Annotated in this window: 5 protein-coding genes; 2 read left to right on the top strand and 3 right to left on the bottom strand. The window is 57.5% G+C overall.

The window, feature by feature from the left end; all coding sequences use genetic code 11:
- Positions 1–23: 23 nt before the first annotated feature.
- The 3 genes from ectB to ABIB90_RS35185 all read right to left on the bottom strand — a co-directional run bounded on the left by ectB (position 24) and on the right by ABIB90_RS35185 (position 3,311).
- Positions 24–1,286, bottom strand: coding sequence for a diaminobutyrate--2-oxoglutarate transaminase (gene ectB, locus ABIB90_RS35175; RefSeq protein ID WP_354202424.1), 1,263 nt, complete (start codon positions 1,284–1,286; stop codon positions 24–26).
- 927 nt (positions 1,287–2,213) lie between these two features.
- Positions 2,214–2,609 carry a response regulator transcription factor gene (locus tag ABIB90_RS35180; protein WP_035968456.1) on the bottom strand — a complete coding sequence of 132 codons (396 nt, stop codon included), beginning with the start codon at positions 2,607–2,609 and terminating at the stop codon, positions 2,214–2,216.
- Between the two features lie 84 nt (positions 2,610–2,693).
- Positions 2,694–3,311, bottom strand: a complete 618-nt coding sequence (locus ABIB90_RS35185; protein ID WP_502918255.1) for a response regulator transcription factor — start codon at positions 3,309–3,311, stop codon at positions 2,694–2,696.
- Positions 3,312–5,460: 2,149 nt separating this feature from the next.
- Here ABIB90_RS35185 and ABIB90_RS35190 point away from each other — a divergent pair.
- Complete coding sequence (locus tag ABIB90_RS35190) at positions 5,461–11,022, top strand: AAA family ATPase (protein WP_354202390.1); 5,562 nt, start codon at positions 5,461–5,463, stop codon at positions 11,020–11,022.
- A 938-nt stretch (positions 11,023–11,960) separates the two neighbouring features.
- The gene (locus tag ABIB90_RS35195) at positions 11,961–13,220 is read left to right on the top strand and encodes a pectate lyase family protein (RefSeq protein ID WP_354101545.1); all 1,260 of its coding nucleotides are present in this window, start codon (positions 11,961–11,963) and stop codon (positions 13,218–13,220) included.
- Positions 13,221–13,447: the final 227 nt, after the last annotated feature.

The raw sequence follows: 13,447 nt of genomic DNA on the forward strand, positions 1-13,447 counted from the left end.
ACTTCCTTTCGTGGGCCTGCAAACTAGTGTGGCCTGGCCAAATTCAACGTTTCGGTCAATGACTGCTCGAATATGTCTAGGCCTTCTCCCAAAGTATCTTGGTCTATCGTAAGTGCGGGCAAGAACTTTAGCACCTGATCCGTCGGTCCGCATCGCTCGACAATCAATCCTTTCTCAAACGCCTTATGTGACGTCGCCTCTGCGATTGCGCTCGTTTTGCAATCAAACCCGCATACCATTCCGCGTCCCCGAACAGCGAACCTGTTTCCGTGCTGGTGCGCGATAGCGTCCAGCCGACGCCGCATAGAGTTGCCCAACCGTCGGACCTCTTGCGAGAACGCCTGATTGCGCCAATACAGATGCAAGGCCGCTTTGGCAGAAACGAGCGCAAGGTTGTTTCCTCGAAACGTTCCTGTGTGCTCGCCTGGCTCCCATGCGTCGATGGCTTCTTTGATCAAGAGCATTGATAATGGCAAACCGTATCCGCTCAGCGATTTTGACATAACCACAATGTCTGGCGATAACGTAGCGAACTCGAAACTGAAGAACTCGCCTGTACGGCCACACCCCATTTGGATATCGTCAACTATGAAAATAGCTCCGACGTCTTTCGCCAAAGCCTGAATTGACCGCAGCCATTCCTTGCCGGCCACATTAATGCCCCCCTCTCCTTGCACGGTTTCGACGAGAATGGCGGCTGGGAGATCAATACCACTGCTCTCGTCCATCAACACCTTTCGCACGTAATCCGCCGGACTGTCAGCGGAGCCCAGATACCCATCATAGGGCATGAAGGTTGTGCCGGATAAAGGAATGCCGGTGGCTTTGCGGTTGTAGCGGTTACCGCTTGCGGCTATGGCCCCCAAGCTTTGGCCGTGATATCCGTTCGTGAAAGAAATGACGTTGTGGCGTCCTGTGATCTTACGCGACAGCTTCAGAGCTGCCTCAACAGCATTAGCTCCCGTAGGCCCCGTAAATTGAAAGCGGTAGTGAAGATCCCGTTCACGAAGGACGACAGAGCTGAAGGTCTCCATGAATTCGACCTTTGCTGGAGTGGCCATGTCCAAGGCGTGGACGACCCCATCAGAATCGAGATACTCGCTGATCGCAGCTTTGATTTCCGGATTGTTATGGCCGTAGTTTAGCGCTCCAGCGCCGGACAGAAAGTCAATGACCTTTCGGCCAGCCTCTGTGAACATAATAGAGCCGCGCGCCTTGTTGAAGACAGCAGGAAACGAACGCGAGTACGTGCGCACGTTGGACTCCAGAGCTTCGATCGTGTTCATGTTGCGCGACGCGCGTACTCCAGGCATGTGGTCATCTCCTTAGTGGAGGTTGGGTTTCCGCGTCGCGCGTCTGAAAATCAGCTCCCCGACTTACCTGAGAACCAGGCGGAACAAAGCTACTACGTCTAGTAGTTCCGGTCGGCATCCGCGAGGATCCTGGCTCACTCGTCTCGCGCCCAATTATGCGGAGTCTCGCGCCATCGAAGAATTTGCGCATGCCGTACGGCTAGCTTTGCCGATTGCGTAGTATTTTGGCCCGAGAAGTGTCATCTCGGCGAGAGGGGCCGACGCGCTGCAGGCAAGGGCGGGGCCCGCCAGCGGAAGCGTGTCTTGCCTGTTCACGCTCATGGTCCCGGCGAGTAGAATGGACACGGCCGCCGGCGAATCTGGCCCCGGCATGCGGTCTCATCGCGCACGTCCAGAGCTGACCGCTTTGCTGACTCGGTGGGCTAGGACTGACGCCGTGGCCTCGAACCGTTTCGGCGGGCCGAAGCACACCCGAAGCTTGCGCATCAGCCGGAGCTGCAGCGCTGCAGCCCTGATGCCGCTCGTAGATGCGACTGAAGCAATCCTTCGCTGCAAAACGCATCCACCCAGACGCTAAATTCGCCAACCTACGTCCAACCTCAGCAGTGCAACCGTTCGGAAGGGGTCGTACCACCACGAAAGTGGTGTGCAGCTTCGTTGAAAGGGAGGGAAGGGGCCTCGCCCGTTTGATTAGGCGTTCATACGCGAGGCGCCGTGTCAGGATCCCCACATCGCGAGTGCCTCAACCAGATGCCGAAAGTGCAACACCAGCGACAGGAATGCGGCGAGACGGAAGGGCGATGGTCGCCATGGGCACGCGGTTCGCACGGACAATTGCACATTGATGGAGATCGTTAAGGCCGCGTGGGTGCGGCTTGGTCCAGACTGCTTCCCCATCCTTCACGCGCGCGTTCCACCAGGATGTTCGCGAAGCGCTTCATCGAGGCAGGCGATCAACTCCAGACCGGTGAAGGGCTTGGCGAAAAAGCCGGTTACGCCGGCGCTCAAGGCGCGGGCTCGCGTGCGATCATCCGCAAAGGCGGTAATCAAGATGAATGGCCCAGCGTAGCCATGGGCTCGCATCTGTTCCAAAAGTTCAAAGCCGCTCATCACGGGCATCTGCACGTCTGCAATTACACAGGATGTGCCGTTCAATTGAGACGACCGCAAAAATTCCTCAGCCGACGCAAACGTATGAACGACGTGACCCTGCGATTTCAATAGGTTGTTCAGTGCGGCACGAACGGAAGGATCGTCGTCGACAACAGAAACAATTGAATAGTTGGACAAGACCACCCGTCCCAGTTGGGCGAAGACGCTGGCCGAACCATAACGGCCAGCTGCAGGGTGCGCGTGTACGACGAAGTTGTAAAATCATACTTAGGTTTGTACCCTGAAACGGTCGGTCCCAATTCCCAGCCTCTCAGCCATCCGAATCAGATCGGCCAGCGATCGAGCGCCCATCTTCCTCATAACGTGCCCCCGGTAGATCTTGACTGTGATCTCGGCGAGCCCGAGTTCCGCGGCGACCTGCTTGTTCAATAGCCCGGTGGCGACCAGTCTCAAAACGTCCTGCTCTCGTGGACTTAGGGCCTCAAACAAGGACTGCAGCTTCTTGACCACCTTGTCTACGCCACGTCGCTTGCGATCCTGTTCGATAGCTGCGACCACTCCGTCGAGCAATTCCTGATCGCGAAACGGCTTGCTGAGAAAATCAATTGCTCCACTCTTCATCGCTTTGACGGTCATCGGAATATCCCCATGAGCGGTGATGAAAATGATGGGGATGTGAACCTGCAATTTGGCCAACTCATTTTGGAGCTCAAGCCCGCTCAATCCAGGCAGTCTGATGTCAAGCACGAGGCAGCTAGGAACATCGGGAAGCTCGCTCTGGAGCAGTTCTTGGGCCGATCCGTAAGCAACGACATCTAGACCGATTGAACGAAATAGGTTGACCAGCGATTCGCGCATTGAGAGGTCGTCGTCGACGACGAGCACGCTCGGCCTCGCCTCCGGCTGTTCGACAGTTGCGGTTTGCTTCCGCGGTTCAGAGCGCTTGGTCACGATACGAGCCTCATTTCTGCGTTTTATAGTAGAAATATTGTGTGGTACAACTTTTAGTTGCTCGCCTAGGCTTTCCTGGAAGCTTTCGCGCAGTGCAAATCTTTGAAGTTTCCAGGTGTATGACCGGTCAGCCGTTTGCGCCGCGTGACGCCCTAAACTCTAGCAAAAACCGCCCGAGTGGTCGAGAACTGGCTTTCGTGTCTGGCCGCTGTCCCGCTGGATCGACTCCGCGGCATCGATAAACCAATCGGAAACCGTTTGAGAAACGCTCTCTCGCGGGCGGCGCGTGCCACCTGGCCCTCGCGAGTTCGGACTGCAACAGGCGTCGGAGGACAGTCATTGAGCGGCTGGATTAAAATGCCCGCCGTCTTGGTAGTTGGACGCGGGGGCGCGAAGTGCGCGAATTGGCGCGATCGTGCCTGTGCATGCGCCGATCCCGCCGGCGTTGAGACCGGCATGCGGTGTAGACAATCGCACTTGTACCAAAGAAAATAGAAACCAGAACGAGTAGCAGCGGCATCAGCACATGAACTCTTTTTTTCGTCGGAGCGCCTGTGAGTTGCGTCTTTAGCTAGCTCGGGAAAGCACCTTGTCGGCTTCGTACAACCTGACGCAAGGTACGATTCAAGTCCTTTCGGTCGTGCTCGTCGGAAATTTAATCACGTAGGTTGCGGCAGCGCCCACGGTGCTTGATCCCGCTGCTAAGCTCGTATGCTAACATGACCGTTTAATCTAATGCAGAGGTCGGCCGCATCCGCAGCCCGACTGTCGACTACTTCGACACCTCCTGTGGAATCGCTCTCCTGCCTCAGCTCAACAAGGGCTGCCTTCGCCAACCGGCATTGGCCGGCCAAATAGGTTTGTGTCGAGCAGGGCGGAATCGAAGCTTAGTTACTCAACGTCGAAAGATAGGAAAGAAACGCCGCGAGCGGTCAGCCCAAGTAGCCGCCAATCTGTCCCTAGCTCATCGAGCTTCACGCGCCTCATTAAAGCCGGCCCGGCGCACTCGTGCGAGAAGAAGTGCGCCGGGTTCGCCCACATCGCCAGTACATCCGTGGTGATGTTGCGTCAAATAAAGCAACCCGCGTGGCAAAACTGAGGCTCATTCATGAGCCGATAGTGATTCCCTGCAACGTCACGCACCGCACGAACAGCTTGGACCGTACGTAGCGTCACGTTGTACGACGTCGTCTAGACTGTCGAGTTGGCTCATTGGCTCTATCGAGTTGGCAAAGTCAGACCCGGTATTGGCAAGGATTCCGATGAATGCTGTCACCCGTGGCCAGGAGAAGGCGTTCCGCTTTTCTTCATTTTCCTTCAATTCTTTTTACCGGCTTTGGGATAGCCTACGCGGCGCCTGAACACCGGTTTAAGCAGCGTGAACTTTCTCGCTATCAGCTTCGGATGGCCGGCTATGTCGCTTTCCGCAACCGGCAGCGAGTGACATTCCGATGAGTGAGGGAGCCTGTACGGTACCAGCATCGGGACTGCCTTGTCGCGAGGCAGTTGCTCTCCACAGGAGTGCAAGCTACCGACACGGTTTCGCTCATCGTGGCTCGCAGATCTACCGCTTGATGCTGCGGTCAGAGTTGATGACGGCCCTGCCCTTGACGCAATGGGGCGGGAATGACGGTCGATCGCGCAACCAGCACCGCGTCGCTCCGCGGCAGTTGTGGTCTGGCCTCACGCCTCGCGCCGAACATCGACAACCGAACAGCCTTCACATGTCGATGCCTGATTGAGCCGTGGCAGCTACCCCAGGTCTGCTGCAGGTCGTCCGTGGACCGCTGGTGCTCGTAACACCCCCGAGCCGCTCCATCATGAACGTATCCTTCTGCGGCGACACGCTGCGCACGGGGCGAGCCGCCGCCGGTCCGTGTGGGCCCAGCCCGCGCGCCCGATTGCGCTCGATCGATACGATCGGGCTCTGAGAAGGTGCATGCGTCGCTCGTATTTCGCTGATCGCCGTCTAGTCCTTGGCGACGTTGTTCGGGACCTGTGCCCGCTTTCTGCGAAGTCCCTTCACAATCGCGCCCCTTATGTGTCACATTTTGGCTCGCGTGTTCTTAGTTTGGGCGGGCAAATGCCGCGGGAGCCTCTCAGCCGAACCTTGTTCGGTTCATATCTTGACGGCGACATCCAGCCCCTATGGGAGGACGGTGATCGCGCGTTCTGCCGTGCGTGGCGCCAGCAAATGCACGGCAGCAGGGCTGTCGTGCTTGTGGTCCGACCGATCGCGGAACACCCAGCGACGCTCGACCGCCTCGCGCACGAGTGTGGGCTGCGGGAGGAGCTCGACGAGGCATGGGCAGTGCGGCCCTTGGAACTGATCCGGGAAGCTGGTCGGACCATGCTGGTCCTGCAGGATCCATCCGGCGAGCCGCTGCTAAACCTACTTGGACTCCGTATGGAGCCCGAGCGCTTCTTGCGCCTCGCTGTTGGTATCACGACGGCCGTGGGCAAGCTTCACCGCCAAGGCTTGGTCCACAAGGACCTGAAACCCGCTCACATTCTGGTCAATTGTCCTGACGAACAGGTCCGACTCACTGGGTTTGGTCTGACGTCGCGTCTTTCCCGCGAGCGCGTGCCGCCCGAACCTGTCGAGTTCATCGCCGGCACGTTGCCCTACATGGCGCCCGAACAGACCGGACGGATGAATCGCTCGGTCGATTGTCGCAGCGATCTCTATTCACTTGGCGTGACATTCTATCAGATGCTGACCGGCGCGCTGCCGTTCACGGGGGCAGATCCCTTGGAATGGGTCCATTGTCACATCGCGAGAAAAGCAGTACCGCCTGTCGAGAAATCGCGAGACATCCCGGAGCCAATCTCTCGAATTGTGATGAAACTCCTCGCGAAAACCGCCGAGGAACGCTACCAGACTGCCGCTGGCCTTGAGCACGATCTGCAACACTGTGTCGCGGCTTGGGCCAACCACGGTCGCATCGATACATTTGAGCTGGGCGCAAATGACACACCTGATCGGCTGCTCATCCCCGAGAAGCTCTATGGGAGAGCCCGCGAGATCGAGACCTTGCTTGGCTCTTTCGATCGCGCGGTCAAGAGCGGCGCGCCGAGGTTGGTGCTGGTTGCGGGTCACTCCGGCATTGGTAAGTCCTCGCTTGTCCAAGAGCTACACAAAGTGCTGGTGCCCTCGCGTGGACTGTTGGCATCAGGCAAATTCGAGCAACTGAAGCGCGATGTTCCTTATGCGACGCTCGTGCAGAGCTTTCAGAGTCTTGTCCGTTCTCTTCTCAGCAAAAGCGAGGGCGAACTCGCGGTTTGGCGGCAACCGCTCCGGGAGGCGCTCGGCGCGAATGGACGGCTGTTGATCGAGTTGATACCCGATCTGAGCCTGATCATTGGCGAGCAGCCCGCGCCTGCTGAGCTTCCAGCCCGGCAAGCGCAAAATCGTTTCCAGCTGGTGCTTCGCCGTTTTATCGGTGTGTTCGCCCGGCGAACCCATCCATTGGTGCTCTTTCTCGACGATTTACAGTGGCACGATGCCGCAACACTCGACCTGATCGAGGATCTTCTGACCCAGTCGGACCTGCACCTGCTGATGATTGGAGCTTACCGCAGCAACGAAGTTGATGCAGGCCATTCACTCAAACGCAAGCTCGACTCCATCAGGAGATCCGACGTAAATGTAGAGGAGATCACGCTGTCGCCGCTCACGGCAGACCATGTCGCACAGTTGGTCGCGGATACCCTTCGCTGCGCACCAAAACGCGCCGTCGCGCTTGCAACGTTGGTGCATCAGAAGACGATGGGTAATCCGTTCTTCACCATTCAATTCCTGTCTGAACTGGCCGAAGAGCAGCTGCTGACGTTCGATCACGAGCTGGCACGCTGGCGCTGGGATCTCGAGCGGATTTACGCAAAAGCATACACCGAAAACGTCGTCGATCTTATGCTAGGCAAGCTCATCCGGCTGCCCGAGGAAACGCAGGACGCGCTGCGACAGCTGGCCTGTTTCGGCAACATCGCCGGGACGACGGAGCTTGCGGTCGTGCTCGAAACCTCACGCGAGGAGGTGCATGCGAGGCTGTGGCCCGCTATCCGGCAGGAGCTGATTGCGCGCCATGGAACGGCCTATCGGTTCGTCCACGACCGCGTTCAAGAGGCGGCCTACTCGCTGGTGCCGGAATCTTCGCGCGCTCCTGCCCATTTGCGCATCGGTCGGATGCTTGCGGCACACGTCCCTGCGCCCAAGCGCGAAGAGGCTATCTTCGATATTGTCAGTCAACTCAATCGAGGTGTCGCGCTAATCGCCTCCGGTCAGGAGCGAGAGCAGCTCGCCGAGCTGAATTTGACCGCAGGGCAGCGTGCCAGGGCGTCGGCCGCCTATGCCTCGGCACTCACATATTTCACGGTCGGTGCGGCCCTGCTCGCGCAGGATGCTTGGCAAAGCCGCCACGAACTCGCGTTCGCACTGGAGACCAGCCGGGCCGAATGCGAATTCTTGGTAGGGCGGATTGACATTGCGGAGAGCCTCCTCTCCGCGCTGTTGAAGCGCGCTTTGAACGCGCCTCAACGAGCAACTGTCGCATGTTTGCGGGTCGATCTTTACCTGACGCTCGGTCAGCACGGCCGGGCAGTGGCCATAGGTCTCGAATATCTTCAAGACGTCGGGATCGAGTGGTCGCAGCATCCGAAGGACCATGAAACACTCGCCGAATATCAGCGGATGTGGTCACAGCTGCCAGACGCGATCGAGGATCTTGCTGGTTTGTCCGGAATGACAGACCAGACCTCGCTTGCCACGCTTGCCGTGTTGACGCGTATTCTTCCGGCCGCGGGATTCACGGACGTCAATCTATCCGCTTTGGTCATCTGCAGAGCTGTCAGCATCAGCCTCGAATACGGCAACACCGACGCTTCCTGCGCCCATTACGCATGGCTAGGCCGAATCTCGGCGGGGCGCTTCGGCGACTACCGGGCGGCTGATAAATTTGGTCGTCTTGCTTGCGATCTGGTTGATCGCGGTGAGTTATCTCGTTTTCGGGCTCCAGTTTATTTGGCCGTCGGATGCAACGTGATCCCGTGGACGAAGCCTCTAAGAGATGGTCGAGTGTTGATTGGGCGAGCGCTCGAAGCTGCGGTCAGCATCGGCGATGTCATCTATGAGGCGTACAGCTTGCTTCATCTAACCTCTAATATGATCATGGCGGGAGACCCCCTGAAGGAGGTGCAGAACGAGATCGAGAAAAGCCTTGCTACGACAGGGAATAGAAAGGTTCAATTTGCTGCTGATGCCGCCGCTGCACAGCTCGCAATTATCAGAACAATGCGCGGCCTCACGCGCTCATTCGGTTGCTTCGATGATCAGCAATTTAACGAGCTGCACGTCGAGCGATCTTTGGAACTAAGTCCGGAGCTTTCACCTAGCAAGGCCGTGTATTGGATCCGCAAACTTCAAGCGAGGTTCCTAGCCGGCGATTATGCTGCGGCTGTTGGTGCTCGCTCGAACGCCGAGCCGCGATTATGGACCATACCGACAGAGCCCTTGACCGCCGAGTTTCACTTCTATGGTGCCCTGTCTCACTCATGTTATTGCGACAGGCTAGGTGAAAGCGAGCAGCAGCAACATCGAGAGCTGATTGATGCCCACTACAGACAGTTGCTGATTTGGGCGACGAATTGCCCCGAAAATTTTGAGAATCGGGCCGCCTTGGTCGGCGCTGAAATTGCAAGGCTGGAACACCGGGATGTCGATGCAATGCGACTGTACGAACACTCAATCCAGACCGCAGCACGTAACGGTTTCCCCCACCACGAGGGGATTGCTTGCGAGCTTGCAGCGCGCTTTTATGCTGCGCGCGGTTTTGAAAGAATCTCCCGGATTTACCTGCGTGACGCGCGGCGCGGTTACCTTCGTTGGGGAGCAGATGGTAAAGTGCGTCAGCTCGACGAGCTCAATCCTGATCTCAGCCGCGAGGAGATCACGCTTGCCGTGAACGGCATGAGGATCGGAGCTCCGGCTGAGCATCTTGATCTCGCGACGGTAACAAAAGTGTCGCAGGCGATTTCCGGCGAAATCGTGCTCGAAAGGCTGATCAAGACGCTTATGCGGACTGCCATTGAGCAGGCCGGGGCCGAACGTGGTTTGTTGATTCTGCTGCATGAAGGCGAGCCACGGATCGAGGCGGAAGCCGCAACTGTCGCTGATGCCGTCGTTGTACGGGTACTTGAACAGGCCGTAGTCCCGTCGCTTCTTCCCGAGACGGTGCTGCATTTCGTCCTGCGTGTCCGCGAAAACGTCATTCTCGAAGATGCTGCCGCTCAGAGTTCATTTGCGGATGATCCGTATATCCACGAGCGCAAAGCGCGCTCTATTCTCTGCCTGCCACTGATCACGCAGGGCAAGCTGATCGGCGTACTTTATCTGGAAAATAACCTCGCGCCGGGCATATTCTCGCCTGCCCGCAACTCCGTCCTGAAAATGCTTGCCTCTCAAGCTGCAACAGCGCTGGAAAACAGCCGGTTGTACAGCGAAGTGCAGCAACGGGAGGCGAAAATCCGGCGCTTGCTCGACACTAACATCATCGGAATCTTTATCATCCGTGAAGGGGGCGAGATCATCGAGGCAAATCAAGCCTTCCTCACGATGGTTGGATACAACCAAGAGGATCTTGTCGCAGGACGGGTGAACGGCCTCGACCTGACGCCTCCAGAATGGCACGAGCGCACAATGGATGCTCGGGCAGAAGCAAAAAGGACCGGAGCAGTTCAGCAGTTCGAGAAAGAGTATGTTCGGAAGGATGGCAGCCGCGTGCCGGTGCTAATTGGCATCGCCGTATTCGATGAACGACAGGACCAAGGTGTTGGCTTCGTCCTCGACCTGACAGAGCGAAAGAGAGTGGAAGCGGAAGGCCGTGAAAGCGAACGGCGTTATCGCGAGACTCTGATGGGCCTTGCACACGCGAATCGGATTACGACAATGGGACAGCTGGCAGCCTCAATCGCGCATGAGGTCAACCAGCCGATTGCGGCGATCAGCAGTAATGCAGGGGCAGGACTAAATTGGCTCGGTGCTCAGCCGCCGAATCTGGAAGAAGTTCGACAAACCTTTGGTTTGATTGTCCGTGACAGTATGCGCGCGGGGAACGTGATCCGCCGGATCCGCGCTCTCATGAACAAGGCTCCGATGCAAACCGAGCTTCTTGCTATTGACGAATTGATCTTAGAGGTGCTGGCCCTAGTTCGCGCGGAAGTCGCAAAAAATGATGTGTGGGTGCAAACCCGAGTGCCTGAGGCTTTGCCGCTTGTTCGAGCAGATCGCGTTCAGGTCCGGCAGGTGATTCTCAATTTGATCACGAACGCTATCGAGGCCATGAGCGAAATCAAGGAAGGTGACCGCGAATTGCTGATCAGCGCGCGGACGGACGGCTTGGACAACGTATTGGTCAGTTTTCGAGATACCGGTCCGGGACTCGATCCCAACTGCGCCGACCGCGTATTCGACGCTTTTTACACCACGAAATCCGAAGGCATGGGCATGGGGCTGGCTATTTGCCATTCTATTGTTGAGGCGCACGGGGGCCGGATGTGGGCCCGCGCCAACGATCCTCGCGGGGCGATCTTTCAGTTCAGCATGCCCGTTGCGCCGGAGGGCGTGGATCGGGCGGAACAGGCCCTTTGAACGTCTCAGGTTCGATTTCGATCTCGAGCAGGCGTGCCGCGAACCTTATCATGGTGACAGGAGCGAGCGGGATGACCGTGAGTAGCCGTGATCAGCGTCGCCGAGCGAGCCTCCCGCATCGTCCGATTAAGGTCGGGCCCATTGACAACTTGGAAGGCGGCGGCGTGTACATCGGCGGAGCTCCCCCGTAGCCCGACAGAAGCCCAGGCGACTCATCCTTTGACCGGCATACGCCTCTTGCTGGATCGCAGAAACTGCCAATCTTGGTGGGTCGTTCGTTTCTCGCGCGCTAGGCCCCTGCGGACAGCAAACCCATGATGCTTCGAACGTGCGGGTGCGAGAGCGCGTTTTGTGCAAGGTGGGCCACCGTTGCCCACCGCGAGGCGCTTGCAGGCGAACTCGGCTCTTAGGGCGATGGCCCAGGCACATGAGCCGCTTCACCTGACGGCCATGAGTGGGACGGCTGAGCCCTGCCGCATCCACTCGCCCCGCCGCGAGTCGCAGGTCGGTGGTGACTGGGTGCACCATCTCGCTTCCTTCATCGTCCGGCGGCATCTGCTCTGAACTGCGGGAAAAATCGTTCCTGCGCCTAAACATTCTATGTCGCCGACACCAGGACAACGGTCGATCTGAAACAAGACGTTGGCCGCGCGATTCGGTGAGCCGGGGATCTTGCTTTCATTCTGAAGGGGTTGTTAAAGCATCTTCATCGGGTGCGATGCTTCTAAGCTACCCAGATCCACGGCGGCTGTACTGAGCATGCGGCTGTACACTGCGGCTGCTACGTAAGATGGTTCCGATATTCCAATCTGCCTTATTGAGGAGGGTCTAGTGGCGTTAGCGAGCGGCGTGCCGATGGCCTATTGCAGTTCAGGATCTGAGTTCGAGCGTTCAAGTCCTCGTGCGGAGTTTCCGGGTACGAGAGAGAGGATGTGCGCTTGAAGGAGGCGATGAAGCACATCAAGCGCTCATTCCGCGTGCTTGGCGGACTTGCTGTCGTCCTCGGCGCTTTTTCCTTGCTCGGATCGAACAATGCGCGATCGGAAGCCCCGAAGGGCTTCGGCGCTCAAGCGACAGGCGGCCTTGGAGGCGAGGTGGTCCAGGTCAGATCAATCGAAGCTCTGAATTATGAGTTGTGTCGATCGTACGCATTCGGGCACTGCAATGACAATAGTCCGCGCGAGATCCAGGTAATCGGCACCATAGACTTTACTGGAACGGAAGGGCGAGGCGAGGGGCAGGGTTGCCAATACGGCAATGCTTGCTCCGCCCCTTACAAGCGTGAATCCCTTCTCCTGCTGGATGGCAACGACGCGCATTGCAATGGGAAGGAGAACACGTTGGTTGGCTTCGACCGCGCCGGCAAGCGCCCGTTGGAAATTGGCTCAAACAAGACAGTGATCGGCGTTGGCCCGAGCGCTACAATCAAAGGCAAGGGGCTGCGCCTGAATGGGGTCAGCAACATCGTTATTCGCAACCTGACCATCAGTGATATCAATGAAGGCGTGATATTTGCAGGCGATGGTATTGCAATTGCACGAGCCGACTTGGTTTGGATTGATCACAACCGATTTCACAACATCGGGCGGCAGATGATCGCCGGCGGCTTTGGCCCTACGACAAATATTACGATTTCCTGGAACGACTTCGATGGCAGCGATACGTATTCCTCCTATTGTAACGGAGAGCACTATTGGAATCTTTTGTTTCTTGGTGGCCCCCAGACGATCACCATCGCAAACAACTATTTCCATCAGATCTCAGGGCGGGCACCGCACGTTGACGGAGCGCAGGCCATTGTTCATCTCGTCAACAATTATTTCCACAACACGAACGCGCAACAGAGCGGCGGATTCTTCCATGCACTGGATGCTGGACCCTCTGTGCAAGCACTGATCGAGGGCAATTACTTTGACAACATTGAAACACCTATCAAGGCTGGTAGCGGACATATCTTCGGTTTCTTAGGCAAAGCCAGCAGAACGGTGCAGGAAAGCTGCCTTGCCGTGCTCGGACGCCGGTGCATCGAGAACATCGCGACCCCAGCGCCGCAGATCAATGGCTTTCGCCTGGATGAAGCCGTAATTCGGTCGTTTGGAACTCTTTCCAGGCGATCTATTCCTCTTCCATTTCGGGTGGATAATGTTCCGGCAGTGATCACGGCCAGGGCAGGTCCCGGACACCTCGAAAGCCGGTGATGGCTAGCTCGCAGAGCCGGCTCCAGACTGGGGCCTTTGCCGCATATAGTTGCCGCACCAAGAGAACGCCGCTCAAGCTCGCTGCCACGTTGCAGGAGGACCGTATAACCGTTTTCTTCGATGCCGACCGGTAATTCCTAGCGATTGTGCGCCCTATGTCTTTCGCCGATGAGCGAGGCGCTCGTCTCGGAGTTTTATGTGTGTCTTTTTGCGGTTTTGGGATTGGC

Origin of the sequence: Bradyrhizobium sp. JR4.1, from assembly GCF_040548605.1 — a bacterium.
GTDB lineage: Bacteria > Pseudomonadota > Alphaproteobacteria > Rhizobiales > Xanthobacteraceae > Bradyrhizobium > Bradyrhizobium canariense.

What these genes read in the sequence shown, in the direction of transcription:
- ectB (WP_354202424.1), bottom strand. Translation starts at nt 1,286, where the DNA reads ATGAACACGATCGAAGCTCTGGAGTCCAACGTGCGCACGTACTCGCGT.
- ABIB90_RS35190 (WP_354202390.1), top strand. Translation starts at nt 5,461, where the DNA reads ATGCCGCGGGAGCCTCTCAGCCGAACCTTGTTCGGTTCATATCTTGAC.